General features: G+C 68.8%; 27 protein-coding genes, 2 tRNA genes and 1 pseudogene. 8 read left to right on the forward strand and 22 right to left on the reverse strand.

All coding sequences use genetic code 11. From position 1 onward, the window contains the following. Window positions 1-56: 56 nt before the first annotated feature. The 9 genes from AC07VM_RS10545 to AC07VM_RS10585 form a co-directional block, all read right to left on the reverse strand. A complete protein-coding gene (locus AC07VM_RS10545; protein ID WP_494911094.1) occupies window positions 57-422 on the reverse strand; it encodes a hypothetical protein in 366 nt (121 codons plus the stop codon). Continuing rightward, complete coding sequence (locus tag AC07VM_RS10550; RefSeq protein ID WP_267417497.1) at window positions 404-1,021, reverse strand: Asp23/Gls24 family envelope stress response protein; 618 nt, start codon at window positions 1,019-1,021, stop codon at window positions 404-406. Before AC07VM_RS10550 ends, AC07VM_RS10545 begins: the two co-directional genes overlap by 19 nt. After that, window positions 1,018-1,584 carry an RNA polymerase sigma factor gene (locus AC07VM_RS10555; RefSeq protein WP_494911096.1) on the reverse strand — a complete coding sequence of 189 codons (567 nt, stop codon included), beginning with the start codon at window positions 1,582-1,584 and terminating at the stop codon, window positions 1,018-1,020. The genes AC07VM_RS10550 and AC07VM_RS10555 overlap by 4 nt, the downstream gene beginning before the upstream one ends. Before the next feature lie 122 nt (window positions 1,585-1,706). Further along, entirely contained in the window at window positions 1,707-1,880 is a 174-nt protein-coding gene (locus AC07VM_RS10560) for a CsbD family protein (protein WP_267417495.1), read from the reverse strand. An 89-nt stretch (window positions 1,881-1,969) separates the two neighbouring features. After that, window positions 1,970-2,587: a hypothetical protein gene (locus tag AC07VM_RS10565; protein ID WP_494911098.1), complete on the reverse strand. Its 618-nt coding sequence runs from the start codon at window positions 2,585-2,587 to the stop codon at window positions 1,970-1,972. After that, window positions 2,584-3,150, reverse strand: coding sequence for a hypothetical protein (locus AC07VM_RS10570; RefSeq protein WP_494911100.1), 567 nt, complete (start codon window positions 3,148-3,150; stop codon window positions 2,584-2,586). The genes AC07VM_RS10565 and AC07VM_RS10570 overlap by 4 nt, the downstream gene beginning before the upstream one ends. Further along, the gene (locus AC07VM_RS10575; protein ID WP_494911102.1) at window positions 3,147-3,494 is read right to left on the reverse strand and encodes a hypothetical protein; all 348 of its coding nucleotides are present in this window, start codon (window positions 3,492-3,494) and stop codon (window positions 3,147-3,149) included. The genes AC07VM_RS10570 and AC07VM_RS10575 overlap by 4 nt, the downstream gene beginning before the upstream one ends. After that, complete coding sequence (locus AC07VM_RS10580) at window positions 3,491-3,682, reverse strand: DUF2273 domain-containing protein (protein ID WP_267417491.1); 192 nt, start codon at window positions 3,680-3,682, stop codon at window positions 3,491-3,493. The genes AC07VM_RS10575 and AC07VM_RS10580 overlap by 4 nt, the downstream gene beginning before the upstream one ends. Beyond that, entirely contained in the window at window positions 3,679-4,122 is a 444-nt protein-coding gene (locus AC07VM_RS10585) for an Asp23/Gls24 family envelope stress response protein (RefSeq protein WP_267417490.1), read from the reverse strand. The genes AC07VM_RS10580 and AC07VM_RS10585 overlap by 4 nt, the downstream gene beginning before the upstream one ends. A 177-nt stretch (window positions 4,123-4,299) precedes the next feature. On the opposite strand from AC07VM_RS10585, the gene AC07VM_RS10590 reads away from it, so the two are divergent. From AC07VM_RS10590 to AC07VM_RS10610, 5 genes are all read left to right on the forward strand, one after another. Next, entirely contained in the window at window positions 4,300-4,911 is a 612-nt protein-coding gene (locus tag AC07VM_RS10590; RefSeq protein ID WP_267417489.1) for a TetR/AcrR family transcriptional regulator, read from the forward strand. Continuing rightward, a complete protein-coding gene (locus tag AC07VM_RS10595; protein ID WP_494911104.1) occupies window positions 4,912-6,576 on the forward strand; it encodes an MDR family MFS transporter in 1,665 nt (554 codons plus the stop codon). 108 nt (window positions 6,577-6,684) lie between these two features. After that, a complete protein-coding gene (locus AC07VM_RS10600; RefSeq protein WP_494911106.1) occupies window positions 6,685-6,996 on the forward strand; it encodes a hypothetical protein in 312 nt (103 codons plus the stop codon). 88 nt (window positions 6,997-7,084) lie between these two features. Further along, entirely contained in the window at window positions 7,085-7,918 is an 834-nt protein-coding gene (locus AC07VM_RS10605; RefSeq protein WP_267417486.1) for a CPBP family intramembrane glutamic endopeptidase, read from the forward strand. Next, window positions 7,915-8,709, forward strand: a complete 795-nt coding sequence (locus tag AC07VM_RS10610) for a CPBP family intramembrane glutamic endopeptidase (protein ID WP_494911107.1) — start codon at window positions 7,915-7,917, stop codon at window positions 8,707-8,709. Before AC07VM_RS10605 ends, AC07VM_RS10610 begins: the two co-directional genes overlap by 4 nt. Window positions 8,710-8,722: 13 nt before the next feature. On the opposite strand, the gene AC07VM_RS10615 is transcribed toward AC07VM_RS10610, so the two are convergent. The 8 genes and pseudogenes from AC07VM_RS10615 to AC07VM_RS10650 form a co-directional block, all read right to left on the reverse strand. After that, window positions 8,723-9,058, reverse strand: coding sequence for an L-rhamnose mutarotase (locus AC07VM_RS10615; protein WP_494911108.1), 336 nt, complete (start codon window positions 9,056-9,058; stop codon window positions 8,723-8,725). 26 nt (window positions 9,059-9,084) lie between these two features. Then, the gene (locus tag AC07VM_RS10620; protein ID WP_494911110.1) at window positions 9,085-10,068 is read right to left on the reverse strand and encodes an aldo/keto reductase; all 984 of its coding nucleotides are present in this window, start codon (window positions 10,066-10,068) and stop codon (window positions 9,085-9,087) included. Then, entirely contained in the window at window positions 10,065-10,928 is an 864-nt protein-coding gene (locus tag AC07VM_RS10625; protein WP_494911707.1) for an ATP-binding cassette domain-containing protein, read from the reverse strand. Before AC07VM_RS10625 ends, AC07VM_RS10620 begins: the two co-directional genes overlap by 4 nt. A gap of 162 nt (window positions 10,929-11,090) precedes the next feature. Next, window positions 11,091-11,585, reverse strand: a pseudogene (locus tag AC07VM_RS10630) (ATP-binding cassette domain-containing protein); the annotation flags it as partial. Beyond that, complete coding sequence (locus AC07VM_RS10635; protein WP_267417479.1) at window positions 11,582-12,586, reverse strand: ABC transporter permease; 1,005 nt, start codon at window positions 12,584-12,586, stop codon at window positions 11,582-11,584. The pseudogene AC07VM_RS10630 and the gene AC07VM_RS10635, both read right to left, overlap by 4 nt. Next, window positions 12,583-13,662 carry an ABC transporter permease gene (locus tag AC07VM_RS10640; protein ID WP_267417477.1) on the reverse strand — a complete coding sequence of 360 codons (1,080 nt, stop codon included), beginning with the start codon at window positions 13,660-13,662 and terminating at the stop codon, window positions 12,583-12,585. The genes AC07VM_RS10635 and AC07VM_RS10640 overlap by 4 nt, the downstream gene beginning before the upstream one ends. Beyond that, a complete protein-coding gene (locus AC07VM_RS10645) occupies window positions 13,662-14,753 on the reverse strand; it encodes a mandelate racemase/muconate lactonizing enzyme family protein (RefSeq protein ID WP_494911112.1) in 1,092 nt (363 codons plus the stop codon). The genes AC07VM_RS10640 and AC07VM_RS10645 overlap by 1 nt, the downstream gene beginning before the upstream one ends. 28 nt (window positions 14,754-14,781) lie before the next feature. Then, the gene (locus AC07VM_RS10650; protein ID WP_267417475.1) at window positions 14,782-15,846 is read right to left on the reverse strand and encodes a sugar ABC transporter substrate-binding protein; all 1,065 of its coding nucleotides are present in this window, start codon (window positions 15,844-15,846) and stop codon (window positions 14,782-14,784) included. 95 nt (window positions 15,847-15,941) lie between these two features. Between AC07VM_RS10650 and AC07VM_RS10655 the strand changes: the two genes are divergently transcribed. The 3 genes from AC07VM_RS10655 (at window position 15,942) to AC07VM_RS10665 (ending at window position 18,140) form a co-directional block, all read left to right on the forward strand. Then, the gene (locus tag AC07VM_RS10655; protein WP_267417474.1) at window positions 15,942-16,616 is read left to right on the forward strand and encodes a GntR family transcriptional regulator; all 675 of its coding nucleotides are present in this window, start codon (window positions 15,942-15,944) and stop codon (window positions 16,614-16,616) included. A 256-nt stretch (window positions 16,617-16,872) separates the two neighbouring features. Further along, window positions 16,873-17,298: a hypothetical protein gene (locus AC07VM_RS10660; RefSeq protein WP_494911115.1), complete on the forward strand. Its 426-nt coding sequence runs from the start codon at window positions 16,873-16,875 to the stop codon at window positions 17,296-17,298. A gap of 92 nt (window positions 17,299-17,390) precedes the next feature. Beyond that, complete coding sequence (locus AC07VM_RS10665; RefSeq protein WP_494911117.1) at window positions 17,391-18,140, forward strand: M23 family metallopeptidase; 750 nt, start codon at window positions 17,391-17,393, stop codon at window positions 18,138-18,140. Window positions 18,141-18,376: 236 nt separating this feature from the next. On the opposite strand, the gene AC07VM_RS10670 is transcribed toward AC07VM_RS10665, so the two are convergent. From AC07VM_RS10670 to AC07VM_RS10690, 5 genes are all read right to left on the reverse strand, one after another. Continuing rightward, window positions 18,377-18,450 (reverse strand) — tRNA-Met (locus AC07VM_RS10670). Between the two features lie 34 nt (window positions 18,451-18,484). After that, window positions 18,485-18,556: transfer RNA gene (locus tag AC07VM_RS10675), tRNA-Thr, on the reverse strand. A 68-nt stretch (window positions 18,557-18,624) separates the two neighbouring features. Further along, window positions 18,625-19,722, reverse strand: coding sequence for a M23 family metallopeptidase (locus tag AC07VM_RS10680; RefSeq protein ID WP_494911119.1), 1,098 nt, complete (start codon window positions 19,720-19,722; stop codon window positions 18,625-18,627). A gap of 305 nt (window positions 19,723-20,027) precedes the next feature. Further along, window positions 20,028-20,846, reverse strand: a complete 819-nt coding sequence (locus AC07VM_RS10685) for an inositol monophosphatase family protein (RefSeq protein WP_494911121.1) — start codon at window positions 20,844-20,846, stop codon at window positions 20,028-20,030. Continuing rightward, window positions 20,843-21,832 (reverse strand): hypothetical protein, encoded by a 990-nt coding sequence (locus AC07VM_RS10690; protein WP_267417471.1) that lies wholly within the window; start codon window positions 21,830-21,832, stop codon window positions 20,843-20,845. The genes AC07VM_RS10685 and AC07VM_RS10690 overlap by 4 nt, the downstream gene beginning before the upstream one ends. Window positions 21,833-21,853: the final 21 nt, after the last annotated feature.

Below are 21,853 nucleotides of genomic sequence, written 5' to 3' on the forward strand. Positions count from 1 at the left end.
CGGACCGCAGAGCACCGCCTCCTCGGAGAGCGGTGCTCTGCGGTCTCACCGCGGGATCAGGCCGCCTCCCGAGACGGCACGTGCACGACGGTCAGAGTGAGGCCGGTCCGCCGGAGCCCCCGCGCCGCGAACAGCCCGTCGATCGCCGCACGTACGGCGCTCAGGACCTCCGCCGATCTCGCGTCGGCGTTGACGCCGATCGACACCTCCACGGCGACGCCGTCTTCCGCCCGCACGACCGAGACGATCGGAGCATCGTCCGCGCGCACCCCGATGGCCGCCGCTCCCACCCGCAGGAGGTGGGAGATCAGGGAGCCGGAACGGTAGACGTCCCGCACGCCCGGAGTGGCGCGGACCGCCGCCTCGATCGCGGCGGCGAGGTCGTCCGGCGCTCCCTCGTCCGTCAGATCTCGTCCGTCCATGAGGACACCTCCCGCAGGTCTCGGATCGCGATGTCGATCGCGACGACGTTCAGCTCGGTGTGCCGACGCAGACCGAGATCGATCTCGGCCCGCAGCCGATCGGCGATCAGCGGGATCGGCTCACCGTGGAGGGCGCTCGCGTCGATCTCCACGGTGATCGGCGCCCCCGCGATCGTCACATCGCCCGTGAGTCGGCAGCGGCCGATGAGCAGTCCCGGCACGGCGCTCTCCGCCGCACGCACCAGGCCGCGGACGGCGCCCTCGGTGATCGCCAGCTCCACCCCCGGGTCGGCCGACTCGAAGGGGATGCGTCGTCCGGAGCGCGCATCCAACGCGATCCCGCTGAGGATCCGGTCGACCCAGTTCTGGTCGACATCCGGCTCCGCCGCGGTCTCCGCATCCATCAGCTCCGCTCCGAGCCCGTGGAGCCGCTCCAGGGCGTCCAGCGCCAGCTGGCATCCGGGCGACTCGTCGATCGAGCGGTCGGCGGGCTGCCGGCCCGCCTCGAGGTAGTCGGTGAGCTCGTCGAGCGTGTGCCCGTCGAGATCGGTCGGGTCCAGGCCGAGTCGGCGGACTTCGGGGTTCTCCTCTTCGGTCATCGCCACTCCTCCATCCGTACGATCATGTATTTCCGTGCCCGTGCGAGCAGTCCGCGTGCGGTCGAGACCGGGATGTCGAGCTCCTCGGAGATCTCGTCGTACGAGTACCCGCCGATCTCCCGCAGGACCCAGCACTCGCGCTGCGCATCGGGGAGCTCCCGCAGCGCGGCACCCAGGGCTGCGACTCCCGCCCGCACCTCGACCACCGCGGACGGCGAGGCGTGCAGCGGAGCCGGGCGGTCGATCGCGTCGATGTCCACCGCCGGGCGGATGGCGCGGATGCGGTCCACGGCCTTGCGACTCACGATCCGCATCAGCCAGCTCTTGACTTTCGACGGGTCCTCGAGTTCGCCGAACCGCTGCCAGGCGGTGACGAACGACTCCTGCACGATGTCGTCGACGTCGGCCGAGGCGTTCAGCATCCGCTGCGTGTATGCGCGCATCATCGGCGTGTACCGGCGCACGAGGACGGCGAACGCCTCGACGTCCCCGTCCATCGCGCGCCCGGCGACGATGCCGTCATCCGCATGCTCGAGCGCCCTTCGAAAGCGTTGCTCTTCCATGTCCCCCACTCCTCGTTCCGATCCCCGAAGAGATTCGGAACGGACGCCCCACCGGATCGGATCCTCTCTCACCGACCTGAAAGGGATCGGGGAGGGACTCGTTCGAGCCCCTCCCCGCACCGTCACTTCTTGAAAGCGTCCTTGACGTTCTCCGCGGCATCCCGGACCTCGCCCTTGGCCTGCTCGGTCTTGCCCTCGGCGACGAGCTTGTCGTCTCCGACGACCTTGCCCGCGGTCTCCTTCGCCTTACCGGCGAGCTTCTCCGCAGCGGCCTTGATCTTGTCGTCAGCGCCCATGGCGTCTCCTTTCGTCACGGCCCCGGCTCTCGGGGCCGAGTTCACACGCGGAGGATTCCGCGCGTTCGTCTCGTGTGTCCGCGCATCGTCTAGCGGACTCTCGTCGTCGACCGGAGCGCATCGCGCCAGCGTCGGTCGGACAGGTGCAGCAGGATCGGGATGCGCGCCCCCAGGAGCGCATCCCACTCGCGGATCGCGCCTTCGGCCGCCGCGACGACCGCGCCCAGCGAGGCTCCGGGCTGCACGACGACGGCGAGCTCGAGCGCGCGCGTCCCCCGGACGCGATAGGCGTCGGCACGTGCGGAGAGCACATCCGGACGACTGCTCAGGGCCGCGGTGAGCACCGCGTCGGCGACGCTCCGATCGACGACCGTCCGCCCACCCGGGGTGTCGACCTCGAGCACCGTCTTCGAGCGCCCCCGCGTGCGGCTGCTGAGGAAGGCGATGAGCACGAGCGTGAGGAGCACGAGCGCCGCCACGGCGATCAGGATCAGCACCGACACGCTGCCGATGCCCGGGATCTCCCAGGTCAGGCCGGCGATGGAGGACCAGACGTCGGCGGCTGCCGATGCCGTCCCCTGCAGCCAGGTCGGCGCCGCACCGGTCGAGAGGGCTCCCGCGGCGAGCGCCGCCGCGCCCGCGATCAGCAGGACCGTACCGGTGCAGAAGAGCAGGACGCGGTTCATGCCCCTGTTGGTGGCGTTCATGCGACCACCCCGTTCGTGTCGATGACGACGCGTGGTTCCGCGGTGAAGCCGATCCCCGCCAGGGTCTCGACCACCGCCGACTCCGCCGCCGCGGGATCCACCGGGACGCCGCTGGTCGGCGTGATCCGCACCGTGACGCTACGGCGCCCGACGATCACGGACACGCGGCCGCGATCGACGCCGGTGCGACGGGCCACGGAGGCCGCGACCGAATCCGCGAGCACCCCGTCGTCCACGAGCAGCGCGGTCCGATCGGTCATCCGCGCACGACGAGCCCGTCTCCCCGGGAGGACGGCGAGGGCGACGAGCACCAGCGCGACGAGCGCGAGTCCGGCGCCGACACCCCAGGGCAGGGCCTGCTGCTGCCCCAGCACGGCGACGTCGTCGATCCGGCGCATCGCCTCGGTGCGGAACGCCTCGTCGACGAGCCACCACACCCCGCCCGCCAGCAGCGCGAGAAGGAGCACGGCGCCGATCGACGCGACCACCACGGCCGGAACCGTGCGCGGCGCGTGGGTCTCGCGACGCAGAAGGCGTCGGTACATCACCTGTTCGTTCGTCATCGCACCCTCTTCTCCCTCTTCCGGTGGATGCCCGAGTACCGGACGTCCACCGTGCCGACCTCGCGGCCCGCCAGTCGCCGCATCCCCTCGATGAGTCCGCGCCGGAGCTCTTCGCCGTTCTCGATCAGGTTCGACCCGGCTCCCGTGGCGACAGCCGCCGGAACCGTGACGGTGATCCGCAGCGTGCCCCGCTCGTCGGACAGCTGCACCCCGACGTCGCGGACCGCCACGCGAGCGACATCATGTGCGATGCCGACCGCCAGTCTCTGCAGCGCTCGAGCGGTGAAGGTCGTCGTCCCCACGACGTCGCCCTCCACCGCGTCGGCGCTCCGATCGCCGCTCATGACGAGGAGCGCCGGCCTCGGAAGACCTCGGCGAGCGCGCGGACGTCGAGTCGTCCATCGATGATGCGGCCGGCGACCGCGCCGATCAGCATCGCCAGCGCCACGAGCAGGAATGCCCAGAAGCCCAGGACGACCCAGGTCAACGCCAGCACCGCCGCGACCGCCGCACCGATCACCGAGGTGTTCACTGGACTCGCGTCTCCTGCGTGCCGTCGCCCTCGTCGTCGGAGGGGATGTGCACATCGTTGACCGTCACGTTGACCTCGGCGACGTCCATGCCGACCAGTTCCACCATGGCGCGGTGGATCGCGGCGCGGACCTCGTCCGCCACCTTCTGCAGCGAGACCGGATACTCCGCGACGATCGTCACGTCGACCGCGACCTGCGTCTCGCCGACCTCGACGCTGATCCCCTGCGAGAGGTCGGTCGTGTTGAGCGCGTCGCGGATCGCCCCCACCATGCGCGCGGCGCCCCCGCCGAGCGCATAGACACCGTCGACCTCACGAGCCGCGATGCCGGCGATCTTCGCCACCACCGCATCCTCGATCGTGGTCTTGCCCGCAGCGGTCCCCAGCTGCGGTGCGACGATCTGAGCCTTGGGCTGGGTGCCACCAGTCACGTTCGCCATTGTGAGCTCCTTCATCCGTGTCTCCGCCTCCGGAGTGGAGCGCGGGCCGCAGTTCAGCGACACCACTAGGACGGATGCCGAGGGAAGAACGTCACAGATCCGTCGGAAGAAATTCGTCCGCCGCGTGCACACGCACTCACAGTGCACTCCAAGGAACAGAGTGCAAGATTGCACTTCATGAGCGACAGTGCAGATTCCCTGCGAGAGCAGCGCAAGCGCGAGACCTCTCGGGGACTCACGGATGCGGCCCGCCGGATGACGACGGAGCGGGGCTTCGCCGGATTCACCATCGAGGAGCTGTGCGCCGATGTGGGCGTCTCCCGCCGCACCTTCTTCAACTACTTCGAGAGCAAGGAGAACGCGGTCTTCGGATTCGCGACGATCGACTCCCGCCAGGAGGCGCTCGAGGAGGACTTCACCGCGCAGCACGGGGACCTGCTCGACGACTTCATCCAGCTCACGATCCGCCGCTTCGAGCTGTTCAACCCGGTCGACGACGCCCCCGCCCTGTTCGCGGTGATCGAGCAGGAGCCGCGCCTGATCAAGGCCGCGTTCGAGCAGATCGCGAAGAACGAGCGGCGCGATGTGGGCCTCATCCTGCGCCGCATCGAGGATGCGCCCGATGCCGAGCTCCGCGCCGAGGTCGTCGTGCACACGGTCGGCGCCCTCGTCCGCATGAGCATGGACCAGCTCCTGCACCACCAGTCCACCGAGCCCTTCGGCGACCTCATCACGCGACGCCTCGGCCTCGCCCGCTCCCTCTACGCACCGTCACAGAAAGACCACTGAATGTCCGCCACCGCCACGAAGGATGCGCCCTTCCTGCTCACGAAGCGCCGCATCTGGATCATCTTCAGCGCCCTCATCGCGGGCATGCTGCTCTCCAGCCTCGACCAGACCATCGTCTCCACCGCCATGCCGACCATCGTCGGACAGCTCGGCGGCGTCGACCATCAGGTCTGGATCACCACCGCGTATCTCCTCGCGACCACCATCGTGATGCCGATCTACGGCAAGTTCGGCGACGTGCTGGGCCGTCGCAACCTGTTCCTCGTCGCGATCGCGCTGTTCACGCTCGCCTCGGTCGGCTGCGCGTTCGCCTCCGACTTCTGGATGTTCGTCATCTTCCGCGCCCTGCAGGGTCTCGGCGGCGGCGGTCTGATGATCCTGTCGCAGGCGATCATCGCCGACATCGTCCCCGCCAACGAGCGCGGCAAGTACATGGGCCCGCTCGGCGCCGTCTTCGGCCTGTCCGCCGTCGCCGGTCCGCTGCTCGGCGGCTACTTCGTCGATCACCTGACGTGGCAGTGGGCGTTCTACATCAACATCCCGGTCGGCATCGCCGCCTTCATCATCGCCCTGGTCGCGCTCAAGCTGCCTAGCAAGAAGGCCGAGAAGCCGATCGACATCTTCGGCGTCATCTTCCTGTCGATCGCGACGACGTGCCTGATCTTCTTCACCGACTTCGGCGGCGACAAGGAGTTCGGGTGGGACTCGCTCGCGACCTGGGCCTGGGGTGCCGGACTCCTCGTCGCGGCCACCGCGTTCGTCATCACCGAGTCGCGGGTGCAGGACCCGATCATCCCGCTCAGCCTGTTCCGGAACCCGATCTTCATCAACGCCACCGCGATCGGTCTCGTGCTCGGCATCGGGATGTTCGCCGCGATCGGCTTCGTGCCCACGTTCCTGCAGATGTCGTCGGGCACCTCGGCAGCCGAGTCGGGTCTGCTGATGATCCCCATGATGGTCGGCCTGATGGGAACGTCGATCTTCTCGGGCATCGCGATCTCGAAGACGGGCAAGTACAAGATCTACCCGATCCTCGGCACGATCATCACCGGCATCGCGATGGTCTCCATGACCACGCTCTCCGCCGCGACCCCGATCTGGTTGATCTGCGTCTTCCTGTTCGTGTTCGGCGCCGGGCTCGGCCTCATCATGCAGGTCGTCGTCCTCGTGGTGCAGAACGCCGTCCCCGCGAACGAGATCGGCACCGCGACCAGTACGAACAACTACTTCCGGGAGGTGGGTGCGTCTCTGGGCACCGCGGTGTTCGGGACGATCTTCACCACCCGGCTGACCGAGAACCTGCTCGGCGTGTTCGCGGGTGCCGGGGCCTCTCCCGACGCCGCGTCCCAGGCTGCATCGACGATCGACCCGTCGACGCTCAGCTCGCTGCCGGACGAGGTGCGCGAGGGCATCGTCACGGCGTATGCGGACGCGCTGGCCCCGGTGTTCTGGTACCTCGTGCCGTTCATCGCGATCGCCCTGCTCCTCTCGCTGTTCCTCAAGCAGATCCCGCTCTCCGACCAGGCCGGTCTCGTCGCCCGCGGGGAAGCCATCAGCGGCGAGGAGGCGGAGCGCCTGGAGGCCGAGCAGCGCGGCGTCGGGCACGCGGTCGCCGTCACGGACACCGAGCGGGCGGACACCGGTTCCACTCCCGTGTCGCGCTGACCCGCAGGTGGCCCCCGCTCCCTCTCTGGGGCGGGGGCCTCTTCCTGTCAAGGGGCTCCCGTTCCACGGCGTGATCGCGCATTCTTCAAGCTGGGGACAGTCAGGAGAATGATGGAGCAGGACCCGGACCAGAGGTTCGTGCTGGTACAGGTCGGCACGACCGACTGGGCGATCCACGATCTGCACTACCCGGAGCGCGACCACCGCCGGATCGTGTGCACGGTCTTCGAGGACGCGCCGACCGAGGTCGAGGTCCTCTGGCGGCGCGACCTCCCGCTGGCGCTGCGCTACTCCACCGCCGAGGATGTGCTCCGCGCGGTGCAGACGTTCCAGGACGCGTCCCGCGCCACCCGACCGATCCCCATCCCGCATCGTCCGCCACCGCGGAATCCGGACCCGGGCAGGTCCGCGCCGCGCTGACCCGCCGAGACGCCGAGGTGGACGTGACGAGCCGAAATACGTCAAACTGACGAACAGTCGGCCGTCCCCCATCCGTCTGGAGCCCTCCATGTCCGCACCCGCGACCGCCCCCTCGTTGTGGAAGAGGTTCTGGGAACAGGGAGGCTGGTGGCGGGCCCTCCTGCTCACCGCGGTCTACTTCGCGCTGTTCCAGCTGCTCTCGCTGCTGCTCACCCCGTTGGCCGTGCAGGTCACCGATCCGGACGGCACGGCCGGGGTCGCGGTGTTCTACCTGCTGCCCGAGCTCATCGGCGCGGCGCTGCTGGCGGCGTTCACCCTGTCCGTCGGCTGGTGGCGCGAGGTCTTCGGGCGGCAGCCCATCCGCGGCCGCGGATGGATGTGGATCGCGATCGTCGTCGTGCTGCTGTTCAACGTCCTCCGGTTCGTGGCGATCGACTACGACAAGGTCGGCGTCGATGTGGTCCTCACCTGGCTGCTGACCGGCCTCCTCATCGGGTTCTCCGAAGAGGTCCTCACCCGCGGTCTCGTCGTGAACCTGATGCGCAAGGCGGGCCACCGGGAGATCGCCGTCGCGCTGGTCTCCGCTGCGCTCTTCTCTCTCCTGCACGCCGGCAACCTGCTCTCCGGGCAGGAGCTGCTGCCGACGATGATCCAGCTCCTGTACACCTTCGCGTTCGGCATCCTGATGTATCTCGCGCTCCGCGTCACGGGCACGATCCTCGCGCCGATCCTGCTCCACGCGAGCACCGACCCGAGCATCTTCCTGCTCACCGCGTACCCGTCCGCAGGCGCGCTCACGCCGTTCGCCGCCTTCGGGAACATCGCCGTGATCGTGGCCGGCCTCGTGATGATCTTCTTCATCCGCGGGCGAGTCGCCGGTGCCGACACCGAGCCGACATACCCGGAGACGCGCTCCGCATGACCGAGACCACGCTCCGCGTCAAACCGCGCATCTGGATCGGACTCGCCATCTGGGTCGGGTACATCGTCGTGGTGTTCGCGATCCAGAAGTCGACCGGGATCCCCTACGCCGACTGGGGCGACACCGCCGAGAACCTCTTCCTCGGGGCCGGACTCTCACTCATAGTCGCGACCGTGCTCCTCGCGATCACCACGAGCCTGCTGGGCTGGTGGCGCCCCGCGCTCTTCGACGCGCAGCGCAGCCATCACAAGTGGCCGATCTTCGTCCCGATCCTGGTCGCCGTCGCGGCCGCGCTGAACCTCTCCGCGACGGACTGGAGCGCGTACAGCGGCGCCTTCCTCGGAGCGTCCCTCGCCCTGCTCCTCGTCGGCTTCACGGAGGAGCTGGTCCACCGCGGACTGCTGCTCACGGCGCTGCGGTCGCGGCTCTCCGAGGTCTGGGTGTGGTTCCTCACATCGGCCCTGTTCGCGCTGATGCACTTCGTCAACATCCTGCTCGGCTCGCCCGTCGCGGGCACCGCGAGCCAGGTCGGCGCGGCGTTCCTCGGTGGCACCGCGTTCTACATCCTGCGTCGGGTCACCGGATCGCTGATCTGGGCGATGGTGCTGCACGGCGTGTGGGACTTCTCGGTCTTCGCCACGGGAGTCGGCACCGCGAGCAGCATCGCCTCCATCGCCAACGTGGTGTACCTGCTCGCGGGCGTTCTCGGGCTGGCGGTCGTGTGGTTCGTGCTCCGCGGTCCCCGGGAGAGCACCGCACCGCTCGGAGCGGCTCCGGACGCGAAGCCCTGACGGCGGGGCCCGCTCAGAGCTCGGCGCGGCGCTGCGCCGAGAGCGCCCACACCTGCTCGATGGGCGTGAAGCCGTCGTCGCCGTCCGGGCCGCGGAATCCCTCGACGAAGCGACCGATGTCCGCCTGCCAGGCATCGTTGATCGCGGAGGCGTCGACGATGCGCATCGCGGCATCGAAGTCGTCGCACTCCACGAGGTGGAACAGATCGCGGCCCGAGCGCCAGATGGTCCAGTCCCGGATGCCGGCGTCGGCGAACAGGTCGCGGAGCCCGTCGGGGACGCGGGCGTGGTGCGAGCGGTAATCGTCGACCGCGCCCTCGACGATGATCGAGTGCAGGGCGATGCGCATGTCTCTCCTTCGCGGTTCGGGCTCGGTCAGACGGAATCCGGCGAGATGATGAACCCGGACTCCTCGAGGGCATCCCACAGCTCGTCCGGGATCGGCGCCGCCGTCCGCTGGACGGCCTCCGCGACCTGCGTCGGTCCCCGCATCCCGACGACGGCCGAGACCACCGGCGGGAACCGCAGGGGATACTGCACGGCGGCGGCGGGGAGCGTCGTCCCGTGCGCGCGGCACAGGCGTTCGATCCCGCGCGCTCTCGCCAGGATCTCCGTCGGCGCGTCGGCATAGTCGTAGGTCACCCGGTCGGGCACCGAGTCACGGGCGAGGAGCCCCGAGTTGTAGACGGCTGCGGCGACCACCGCGACGCCGCGCTCCCCCGCGAGCCTCAGCATCCGCCGGCTGCTCTCCTGCTCCAGCAGCGTCAGCCGGCCGGCGCACATCACGATGTCGACGTCGGTCTGCTCGATGAGATCGGCGAGCATCCCCGCCTGGTTCATCCCCGCACCGAATCCGCGGATGACGCCTTCTTCGCGGAGAGCCGACAGTGTCTGCGCGCCGGTCGTCCGCGCGGCCTCGGCATGGTCGTCGGGGTCGTGCATGTAGACGACGTCGATCCGATCGAGTCCGAGTCGCTCCAGGCTCTCCTCGAGCGACCGCAGCACACCGTCGCGGCTGAGGTCGTACACGCGCCGGTGGTCGGACGGCACGTCGAAGAGGTTGTCCGTGTCCCGTTGGTGAGCCGTCTCCGGACTCGGCACGAGCAGACGGCCGACCTTCGTGGAGACCACGTACTCGTCCCGAGGATACGCGGCGAGCGCGCGCCCGAGCCTCCGCTCCGAGAGCCCGAGCCCGTAGTGCGGAGCCGTGTCGAAGAAGCGGATGCCGGCGTCCCAAGCCGCGTGGACCGTCGCCTCCGCCTCCTCGTCCGTCATCCGGGTGCCGAGGTTGCCGAGCTGGGCGCATCCCATCCCGAGCACGGTGAGATCGAGACCGCGGTGCGTCCGGACGGGGATCATGACGCCTCCACCGCTGATCCGTGGATGTGGCTCATCACGGCGGCGCTCATCGGCTGATAGTCGTGCGTGTTCTCCACGACGCCGCGCACGATGAACTGGTCCATGACGACGATCCTGTCAGCGAGTGTCACCATCTCGGCGAGGTCGCTGGAGATCAGCAGGATCGCCATCCCGTCGTCGGCGAGGCGCCAGATGAGTTCGTAGAAGGCGCGCTTGGTGCGGACGTCGATCCCGACGGTGGGCTCATCGATTATCAGCACCTTGGTCCGAGCGGCGAGCCACTTGGCCAGCGAGACCTTCTGCTGGTTGCCGCCGGACAGCTGCCCGGCGAGCTGGTCCTGCGAGGAGATCTTGATGTCGAGGGCCTCGATCTGCGCCTGCACCGCGCTCCGCTCCGCGCGGCCGGGCACGAAGCCCAGCACCTTGGAGATCGCGGACCACACGGTGACGGCCACGTTGCGCGTGATCGACTGGAGGAGGAAGACCCCCTCCTCCTTGCGGTTCTCGGTGACGTAGCCGATGCGGAAGCGCCGCAGCGCGTCGCGCACGGAGCGGATCCGCACGGCCTTCCCCTCGACTCTCACGTCGCCCCCGATGACGCGGTCCAGCCCGAGGATGGCTCGGGCGAGCTCGGTGCGACCGGCGCCGACGAGGCCGTACATGCCGAGCACCTCCCCCGGGTGGACGGCGAGCGAGATGCGCCGATGCCCGGCGGCGGTGCTCACGTCGGTCAGTTCGAGTGCGGGGGTGACCGTCCGGTCGACCTCGCGCTCCTCGACCTCGAGGTCGGCGAGCGTGCGCCCGACCATCCGGGCGACCACCTCGTCGTGCGTCGTGTCCGCGATCGGCTGCGAGGGCATCACGGTGCTGCCGTCGCGGAGCACCGTGATCGCGTCGCAGTGCGCGAAGACCTCGTCGAGCTTGTGGCTCACGAGCACGATGGCGGTGCCCTCGGCGCTCAGCTGGTGGACGACCTTGTAGAGCCGCTCGGCCTCGTCGTTGCTGAGAGACGCGGTCGGTTCGTCGAGGAGCAGCACCTTCGCGCTCCGGTACAGGCCGCGCGCGATCTCGACGAGCTGGATCTGGGCGGCCGACAGCTCGCGCATGGGGGTGCGCGGATCGATGTCGAGGTCGAGCATGTCCAGGCAGCGCTGGGACTCCCGCCACACCCGGCGCCAGTCGACGGTGCCCGCGCGTCTCGGCACGGCGGACAGGGCGATGTTCTCCCCCACCGTGAACTCGCGGACGACGTTGCGCTCCTGGTGCACGACGCCGATGCCGGCGGCCATGGCCTCCAGGGGATTCGCGAACGAGACCTCCTCGCCGTCGAGGATCAGGCTGCCGGAGTCGGCGCCCTGCACCCCCGTGACGATCTTGATGAGCGTGGACTTCCCGGCGCCGTTCTCGCCCATCAGCGCGTGCACGGAGCCCGCTTCCAGGGTGAGGTTCGCATCGGCGAGCGCGGTGACGCCGGGGAACGTCTTGCGCAGGTTCCGGACTTCGAGTGCGACGGTCATCGCTTCACCTCCGCCAGTGCGGCTTCCGCGCGCAACGATCTGATCCTGCTGGCATGGCGCGACGCCTGCACCTCGCGCAGCTTGCCGAGGGCCACCGTGCCGAGTACGACCGCGCCGACCACGAAGTTCACGACCTCGGCGTCGAACCGGAAGATCGGGCTGGCCGCGTCGACGAGGCGCACGACCATCGCTGCGAGCACCGTGCCCAGCACGGCCACCGTGCCACCGGCGAGGGCGACGCCGCCGATGATCGGTGCCGCGAAGCTCGGCAGGAGCCAGTCGCCGCCGACCGTGGTGTTCACGCCGGGCAGGAACGAGATGCTCACCATCGCCGCGACGCCGCAGAGGAGTCCGGAGAGGGTGTGCGCGACGATCAGCGCCCGGTCTGTCGAGATGCCCGCGAGCTGCGCGGCCGAGGCGTTGCCGCCGCTGGCGAGGAGCTTGCGTCCGGACACCGTCTGCGCGAAGTAGAGGGCGACGATCACCGCGACCACCAGCGTCATCAGGAAGATGGTCGGGATGCCCAGGATGTCGGACCGGCCGAAGGCGGCGAGCTCCGGCCACGCCTTCCGCTCGATGGTGCGGGTGCCGACGAGGGCGTACTGCACGCCGATCAGGATCTGCGACATCGCGAGGGTCACGATGAAGCCGTTGATCCGGGTGCCGACGACCAGCAGGCCGTTCGCCAGGCCGAGCACCGCGCCCGTGAGCACGGCGACGAGCGCACCGATCCACGGCGGGACGCCCCAGGACGTGACGATCACTCCGGTGAAGCACGCGGCCACACCGCCGATGGCACCGACCGCCAGGTTGAGCTGACCCACGCAGAGGGTGATCATCTGCGCCAGACCGATGAGGATCGGCACGCTGACGAACCGGAAGAAGCTCGTCATCGAGACCGGACCGAAGAACTGGCCGGAGGTCGCCAGGCCCAGGATGACTGCGCCGACGACGACGATCCCGACCAGCAGGAGGTTGTTCGCGCTGATGATGCGTTTCATCGGTGGGCCTCCGCCTCATCCAGTTCGACGGCGAGGGTCGCTGCGGACTCCGTCGCCTTGGCCGGGCGGCGCCGGGCGAAGACCAGCCGCAGACGATCCGTGGCGAGCGCCGCGAGGAGGATGCAGCCGAGCAGGACGTTGAGCGTCTCGAGCCCGACGCCGAACAGCTCCAGTCCCTTGCGGATGACCGAGGTCAGGGTGATCCCGAGCGCGGTGCCCACGATCGACACGAGTCCTCCGGCGAGAAGGGTCCCGCCGAGGATCGGTCCGAGGAACGACGACAGCATGAACTCGCTCCCGATCGCGGGGGTGAACGAGCCCGTGCTCGCGGCCAGGAGGAACCCGGCGATCGCGGCGAGCAGCCCGGACAGCGCGTGGGCGAGGATGGTCCGGCGTGCGGTCGGGATACCGGAGAGCTCGGCCGCCTTCACACTGCTGCCGGTCATCAGGACCTCGCGTCCGCTGCGTGTGCAGGTGTAGAAGTACCAGATGACGGCCATGCACCCGAGGGCCGGGAGCACCATGAGCGGAACCGCGTTCGATCCGCAGTAGCCGAACATGCACACGTCGGCGAAGGTGCCGCGGCCGATGGTCTCGAACCCCGCGGGTGAGACGGTGAAGGCCTGGCCGGTGCTCCACGACTTGTACAGCGTCGGGATCAATCCGAGGAGCGTGAAGCTCATGGCCAGGGTGACGATGAAGGAGTTGACCCCGGTCTTGGCGATGATCCACCCCGCGAGGGCGCCGAGTGCCGTGCTGGCGAGGACGCCGAGGGCGAGGCCGACGAGGAGCGGCATCCCGAGGTTCTCGAAGGCCGCGCCCATGACGAGAGCGCCCACCCCGGCGAGCTGCCCGACGGCGAGGTTCATGTGCCCGATCGAGAGCACCACCATCTGGGCGAGGCCGACCACGGTGAAGATCGCGATCGTCGTGAGCAGCGGCGCGATGACGAAGGGCCCGTTGAGGAAAGCCGGCTTGAGGATCGCGAGGGTCGTGACCAGGACGACGATGAGGATGACGAGGAGCGCGCGGGGCGAGCGGATCTCGGCGCGGGCGGCGTGACGCAGACGGGACATCAGAGGACGATCCTGTCGTCCATGGCGTCGCGGTCCCAGTCGATGCCGAGCCCGAGGGTCTCGGGGGCGAGCGCGCGACCGTCCTCGATGGCCATCCCGGTGCGGGTGATCGCGCGCAGCTGCGGGATGTGCTCGACGTAGCGGCCGTTCGGCACGGCGGCAACGAGACTCACGTGCAGCTCCATCAGGAAGTGCGGGCACACGTGCACGTTGAACGACTCCGCGAGGTGCGCGACCTTCAGCCAGGGCGTGATGCCGCCGATGCGGGCGACGTCGACCTGGACGATCCCCGCGGCCCCGCGGTCGAGGTACTCGCGGAACTGCGCGATCGAGTACATCGATTCGCCGACCGCGATGGGCGTGGAGGTGGAGGCGACGAGCCGCGCGTGGCCCTCGATGTCGTCCGCGGGCAGCGGCTCCTCGATCCAGCCGAGGTCGAGGCCGTCGAACAGGCGGGCGCGGCGGATCGCCTCGGCACCGGTCATCGACTGGTTGGCGTCGACCATGATGTCGAAGTGCGAGCCGACGGCCTCGCGGACCGCGGTCAGCCGCTCACGGTCCTCCTGGCCGCTCGGCTTCCCGATCTTCACCTTGACGCCCTTGAGCCCCGCATCCTTCGAGGCGAGGGCACCGGCCACCAGTTCGTCGGTGCTCAGGTGCAGCCAGCCGCCCTCCGTGTCGTAGAGGGGGATGTCGCGGCGGAAGCCGCCGGCGAGGCGCCAGAGCGGCAGACCGGCACGGCGGGAGGCGATGTCCCACAGCGCCGTGTCGACGGCCGCGAGGGCCAGCGAGGTGATCGCACCGGTCGTCGTGGCGCGGGTCGAGGCGAACAGGCGGAACCAGACCGCTTCGATGCGGTCGGCCTCCTGTCCGACCAGGATCGGGAGCAGGTGGTCGCGCAGCATCGAGAGCACCGCGCGACCCCCTGTCCCGATCGTGTAGGAGTATCCGAGGCCGTGCAGGCCATCGCTCGTGGTGAGCTCGACGAAGATCGTCTCCTGGGACACGAAGCTCTGCACGGCATCCGTGCGTTCGGTCTCCACGGCGACGTCCACGAGGAACGCGCGAGCATCGGTGATCGTACTGGCCATCGGGTACATCTCCTGGGTGGGGGTCAGATCACTTGCAGGTGAGCAGTTCGTCTTCGAACTGCTTCTTCACCTTGTCGGCGAAGGCGCTCTGCTCGTCGCCGTAGGTCTCGACGTTGTCCTTGGTGACGACGAACGATCCGGAGTCGACGATCACGCCGGGGTCCGCCATCTCGCAGGCGCCGCTCGCGAGCTGGCCGAGCACCCAGCTGCCCACGTAGGCCTGTCCGGTCGGGTTCTGGGCGACGGTGCCGTAGATCGAGCCGTCGCGGATGCCGTCGAGGATGGTCGGGTCGTCGTCGATCGCGATGAGCTGGATGTCGAGGCCGGATTCCGCGATGGCCTCGGCGCTCGCGACCGCCGGGTTGTACGCGGTCGTGACGATCGCGCTGATCTCCGAGCCGCTGGCGGCCAGGAGGTCCGAGGCGGCCTTCTGCGCGGTGGCCAGGTCGGTGTCGACGTCGGTGATCGTCTGCAGCAGGGTGACGGCGCCGTCGGTCTCGTCGATCGCCCGCTTGACGCCCTCGATGCGGCGCTGCGTGTTCGAGTCGACGTTGTTGCCGGTCATGTGGACGATCGTGCCCTTGCCGCCGATCGCCTCGATCGCCGCGGCGGCGGCCTGGTACGCGGCCTCCTCGGTGTCGGTAGAGAGGCAGAACGCGGCGAGGTTCTCGTCACCGGCCGGGCAGGAGGCGATCGATCCGACCGCGACGCCGGCATCGGTGAGCTTCTTGAAGGTGGAGTTGATGTCCGTCGGGGAGACGCCGAAAATCCCGAAGGCGTTGTAGCCGTTGGCGACGAGGGAGTTGATCACGTCGTTCTGCTTGGTCTGATCCCATTCGGAGGTCTCGTTGAAGGTGACCTCGCCGAGGCCGAAGTCCTTCGCGGCCTTCTCCCCCGCCGCGATCCACGGCTGGAAGTACGGGTGCGCACCGCCGGGGACGAGGGCGACGCGGACCGAGGAGAGGTCACCGCCGTCGGATTCGCCGCCGGCGCCGGGCTCGGCGTTCTGCGGGGTACACGCGCCGAGCGCGAGGGTGAGAGCGGCGGCGGCCGCGACGACGGCGCCGAGCCGCACGTTCTTTCTGATGCGCATCTTTGAGCCTCCAGGGAGAAGTTTTGAAATATCGTATTTGATCTTTCAAAGGATATGATTGCGGGACTCAGCGACTCTGTCAAGGGAAAGGTCGGATGTCTACACTCGGTCAACTGCCCTCCTTCTCCCCCGGCGCGCGCATGATGCTGGGCGACGAGGTGTACGGGGCGCTTCAGCAGTCGATCCTCGACGGCACGTTCCCGCCGGACGCCCGCATCAATGCCGGCGAACTCGCCCGACAGTTCGAGGTGTCGCCCACCCCGGTGCGCGAAGCGCTCGCCCGCCTGGAGTCCGATGGGCTCGTCGAGAAGCTCCCTCTCCGCGGATACCGCACGACGGACCTCCTCGATCGCACGCGGCTGACGGAGTTGTTCGAACTGCGTCTCCTGCTCGAACCGGGCAGCGCAGCCAGCGCCGCCGCCCGCCGATCCGCGACCGACGTCGACGACCTCGCCCAGGAGGTCGAGGCCGGCCGATCCGCGATCGGGGAAGCGGACGCCTACCGTCTGCTCTCCCGGCACGACGTGCGACTGCACGACCTGGTGTTCCGCTCGGCGCAGAACGAGACGGTCCGTCAGGCGTACGCGCGCACCCACTGCCACCTGCACACGTTCCGGCTGGCCTACACCGGCGCATATGTCGCCGACACCGTCGACGAGCACGAGGCAATCGTCCGCGCCATCACCGCCGGCGACCCCGACGAGGCGTCCGCGACGATGCGCGCCCACATCGAACGGTCCCGCGACCGGCTCATGCGCGTCGTCGACTGACGCGGCGTCCCGGCCTCATCGGCAGAGTCTTCACGTTCGCCTCGATCGGGCCGATTCCACCATGCGGCAGTCAAGTCCGCGCCTTCCCAATAACCTCGTCAGCTTGCTTTCGATACATCGAGGGCATGTGGCGAAAAGGGCCACGCTCGACCCGCAGGCTCGTGGGGATCTGCCAACGTATCACTGCGAGCGCAGATGGGTCTGTAGGCCGAAGAGGGGACAGCGGCGTCGGACAATTACTCCATACGGTGTGAGCATGAGTCCACCAAACAGATCACGCGCCGTGGCGGGCGCCTTGTTACTCCTCGGCGCCGTCGCATTCACGGGCTGCGCCGCCTCTTCGGGTCCTTCGGGGCAGGTACCCACGTCGAGCACGAACCAATCCGACGGTTTCTCGCAGGAGGAACTCACGACGCTTTGCATTGACGCCACGGTGTCCGCTTTCGCTGAGGACGTCGAGTTCGACACGAACAGCGTTCGCGTCGAAGAACGCTCGGTCGATCCCCAGTGGCTGGTCCTGGTGCCTGCTCAGACATCGGGGGCCCAGGGAGAGGCGCAGTGCACAATCGGAGGCACTCCCGAAGCACCCGACATTCAGATGGCCAACGCGTCGCTGGAACCGCTACCGGAGGAACAGGTGCAGAACCTCATCGAGGGCAAGAACGAAGGCGGGACCCAGTAGTGTGCGGCGAGCTGAACGAAGAGTCCACGGCCGCCGCGCCTCCGTCTCTCGCGATAACGCGCCGCTCACTGTTGGTCACGTCCGGCCTCACCATGGGACTCGCGGCATTCGGCTTCGACGCGGTGACGAGTCCGATGTCGGCCACAGCCGCCGGCACGTACCTACGCCCCTGCGGCAACGTGCCGATCTCCGATTCGTGGCAGGGCCACAAGAACCGCAACCCGACTTCCGCCGAGCCAGGAACCGACTATTCGGTGGCCAAGGGGACGCCCGTCCGGGCTGCCACCGGCGGAGTGATCGCGGCACGCAAGGATACGACCTCCACGGCCACGGGTCGGTTCCTCGCACTGGCCGGCGATGACGGCAACTACATCCGGTATCTCCACCTGAACTCCAGCGCGGTTCCCGTGGGGCGACGGGTGGAGCGAGGACAAGTAATCGCCTACTCCGGAGCCTCCGGATTCGATAGCGACAGTGGCTACGGTCCGCACGTACACGTGTCGCTCTGGATCGGAGGAACGCCGAACCAGTTGGGCTATAAGAACAGCGTAGATTTCGAACGATATATCGGTGACGTGCCGACGCAACCCGAACCCCCCCAGCAGAAGGACATTCTCATGCGCACGATTTACAACATCAACGGAGTCGACAGCGACAACTCGGACCTGCGTCGACGAGCAATCGTCGGTGAGTTCACGTTCCAGACGTTGTCCGTCGGAGCAGCACAGCGCGAATTCAAACTGTGGGGCGCCCCGCAGAACGTGACGCAGGCCGAGTGGGATGGCTTTAGGACTCTCGTGAACACGAGACGCGTCACGGCCGGGCTGCCGCCGCTCCCCTGACCGCGGCGAATCCCGCTTCCCCTAACAAAGACCCCCGCCCGCCTGTCTGAGGCGAGCGGGGGTCTTCGTTTGCTGCGGCGCTCTCAGCGAACGGCACGATGCTGCCACCTGCACGCGTTCCGCCTGGCCTACACCGGCGCATGTGTCGCCGAGACCATCGGCGAGCTCGCCCTGCCCGGGGCCGCACGACTCCCGGATACGACAAAACCCCCCGGAGGTCCGGGGGTTTTCATCTGTAGCAGGAGCGGGGCTTGAACCCGCGACCTCACGATTATGAGTCGTGCGCTCTAACCAGCTGAGCTACCCTGCCGCGAGGCATCCGTCCGCGTGAGAAGAATGCTGCGAGCCCCGAGTCAGGATTGAACTGACGACCCCTTCCTTACCATGGAAGTGCTCTGCCACTGAGCTATCGGGGCGTGCTGCCCCTCGCGGGGCAACCGTACGAGAATACCATCACTGTGGCGTCCTCATGAAATCGAGCCGATCAGTACGACGTGCGACCGGCGTTCTCCTTGAGCCACGGCATCGGGTCGATGGTCGATCCGTTGACGATGAGCTCGAAGTGCATGTGCGCACCGTAGGAACGACCCGTGTTTCCGGTCTTTCCGACGATGGTGCCGACCTTGACGGTGTCGCCGGCCTTGACCTGCAGCGAACCGTACTGCATGTGCGAGTAGTGGCTCGTGATGACCGAACCGTCGATGACGTGATCGATGTACACGGTGACGCCGTAGGCGCCGCCCTGCTCGGTGGCGATGCGCACGGTGCCGTCGGCGATGGCCTGGACGGGTGCGCCGTTACCGGGGACGAAGTCGATGCCCTCGTGCAGACGACCGCTGCGCATGCCGTACCCGTAGCTCATGCCGACGCCGACGAGGAACGGCCACTGGATCGCGGCCTCGGGGTCGTTCGTGAAGATCTCCCCCGAGTAGTTGATGCCCTGCTCGGCAGCGACCTCGACCAGCGACACGGTGCTGAAGTCGTCGGCGCGGGCGAGGGACTCGTTCTCGACGCCGGAGGGTGCGACGAAGGCCTGGATCTCGTCGGCGGCCGTCCCCTTGGCGTCGGCTGCACCGGCGGTGACCAGTGACATCGCGGAGGCCGCCTTGCCACCCTGGACCGCGGCCACAGCCTCGGCGGGAAGCGTCATGGACACCGCGAGGAGGCCGGCGAGGCTCATCACGCCGACGGTGGCACCGACGGCCACGATCTTGCGGATGTTGCGGCGACGACGGGGAGCGACGTGCGTGGGCGCGTCGACCTCGACGGACTCGGCGGCCGGGGCCGTCCGCACGAAAGCGGAGACGGTCGGGACCGATCCCGTGTCGCGGAAGGCGCGGGAGGCGCGCTCGAAGGCATCGACGTCATCGTCGGCCGGAAGATCTCGTGCGGGCGCGTCGGACGATGCCGCAGCATCGACGGGCTCGGTGATGTCGTGGAAGCCGGATACGTCCGAGACGGCGGGGGCCTCCGTGGCCGCTGCGACCTCGATGAGCTCCTCGACGGCGTCGGTCTCGGTGGCGACCGGCACGGCCGGGACGTCGGTGACGACCGGCGCCGGGCTCTCGGCGATGAAGGGCACGAGCGGCGCCTCGACGACAGGGGCGTCGGAAGCCTTCCGCTCGCGAGCAGCACGTCGGGAAAGAGGTGCGACCGCGGCGAGGGCCAGAGCGGACTCAGCGGCGGAGATGGGTGCCGTCGTTCCCGCCGCGGGGGCCTCGGAGGCCGCGATGCGGAGTCGGCTGGACCGGCGCGTGGGCGCAGAGGCAGCCTGGGGATTCTCGAAGGGCAAAGCGTTTCTCTCGGTCGTGCGTCAAGCTCGGGGGCGCAAATTCACGTTCCACCTTCGGGTGGGGAAAGTGACGATCGCGTAAAACCCTACCCTGATCAGCCTGGGAATGCCATGGATCGGTCAGTGTTCTCATCGAGGATCACGCGCAGTCGAGCGTGGACGTCGGGCCCTCCGGCGATCAGCATGGGACGCGGGGAATCGACGTCGATCCTCGAGACGATGCCGCCCGCTTCGGCGACCAGGAGCGCTCCCGCCGCGTGATCCCACGGCTTCAGTCCGCGTTCGAAGTAGCCGTCGAGTCGCCCCGCGGCGACGTACGCCAGATCGAGCGCGGCAGAGCCCATCCGCCGCAGATCGCGGGCCATCGGCATGACGCGCCCCACCGTCGCCAGGTCGCCGTCGTGCGTGGCGGGGTCGTACCCGAAGCCGGTCGCGAGGAGCGCCCCGGCCGGCGTCTCCTCGGTGACCGCGAGGCGGATGCCGTCCGACCACGCCCCGTGTCCTCGGGCTGCGGTGAAGATCTCGCCGAGCGCGGGCGCGTTGACCGCGGCGGCGAGCGCCTCCCAGGACTCGGGATCCGGTTCGCCTCGGACAGCGGCGATGCTCACGTTGTATGCGGGGATCCCGTACGCGTAGTTCACGGTGCCGTCGATGGGATCGACGACCCAGGTGATCCCGCTGGCACCGCCCTCGGCACCCGACTCCTCCCCGAGGAATCCGTCGTCGGCACGCGAGGCGCGCAGTCGCTCGCGGATGAGCGCCTCGACCTCACGGTCGGCCTCCGTCACGATGTCGGCGAGGCTCGACTTGGTCGCCGCGAGGCGCACTCCCTCCTGCCGCCTCGTGCGTGCGAGCTCCCCCGCCTCGCGGGCGATCTCGGCCGCGAGTTCGCCCAGCTCGAGCGCGAGGCTCACGGTGTCGGCTGCTGCGGCGCGGGCGGGGGCGGCGGGAATGCGGGCGGCTCTCCCTGCTGCGGCGCCGGCGGCTGCGGACCGGTCGACGCCACCGGAGGCTCGACGGGAACGACCGGGGGCGCGAACGACTGCGGCGCGGCGGGCTGCGGCGCGATCGGCTGCGGTGCGATCGGGAACGACGAGGCCGGTGCCTGTGCGAGCGCCTGCGGGGGCGGAGTGACCGTGGGGTACCCGGTGTAGTACGCGTTCCAATCCGGCGACCCGTCGTGCAGCGCGGGCAGCGGGCTGATCCCGTCGGCGTACGTCGGCCACGAGGGAGCAGCCGCGGCGGCAGGCGCCCGGGGCTCCTTCTTCTTCGGAGCGAACAGGGCGTTGAGCAACGGGATGAGCGTGGTGCCGACAGCGACGAGGATCGTGAGCGCGACCACGATGCGCCAGTACAGCTCGCCGTAGTGGAAGGTGTTCGGGAAGGCGAGGAAGAACACGAGCATGCCGACGAGGGCGGCCAGGAACGTGATCGTCACGATGTAGATCACGCGCGTGAACGTGGTGACGTACCGCTGTGCGGCCGGCGTGAACAGTCGCACGTGCAGGAGTGCGAGCTGCAGGATGCCGATCACGAGCAGGAGCTGGAAGAAGCGCTCGGCTCCGAAGTAGTAGCCGTCTTCCGGCAGCCAGATCTTCACTGCGCCGACGAGCAGCGCGACGATCCAGCTCACCATGCTCGCCAGCTGCAGCCAGTCGGGGCGGTTGGGCGCCAGGCCGGCCTCCAGGATCGCGATCCCGGCGAAGGCCGCCAGCAGCAGGATGGTGAGGAAGGCCCGTCCGATCAGGCCGTCCTGGTCCCCGATCAGCACCCAGATGACGCACACGAGCGCCGCGGCGATCAGGGCGCCGATGGCGATCCAGAGGGAACCTCGGATCAGCAGCGACATGTTCTTCTTCTCACCCTGCGGCTGCTGCGTGGTGATGTCCGGCTGGGACATGGCGATCCTCTCGTCGAGCGG

It is taken from the genome of Microbacterium sp. GW821-FHT01D02 (assembly GCF_059422585.1).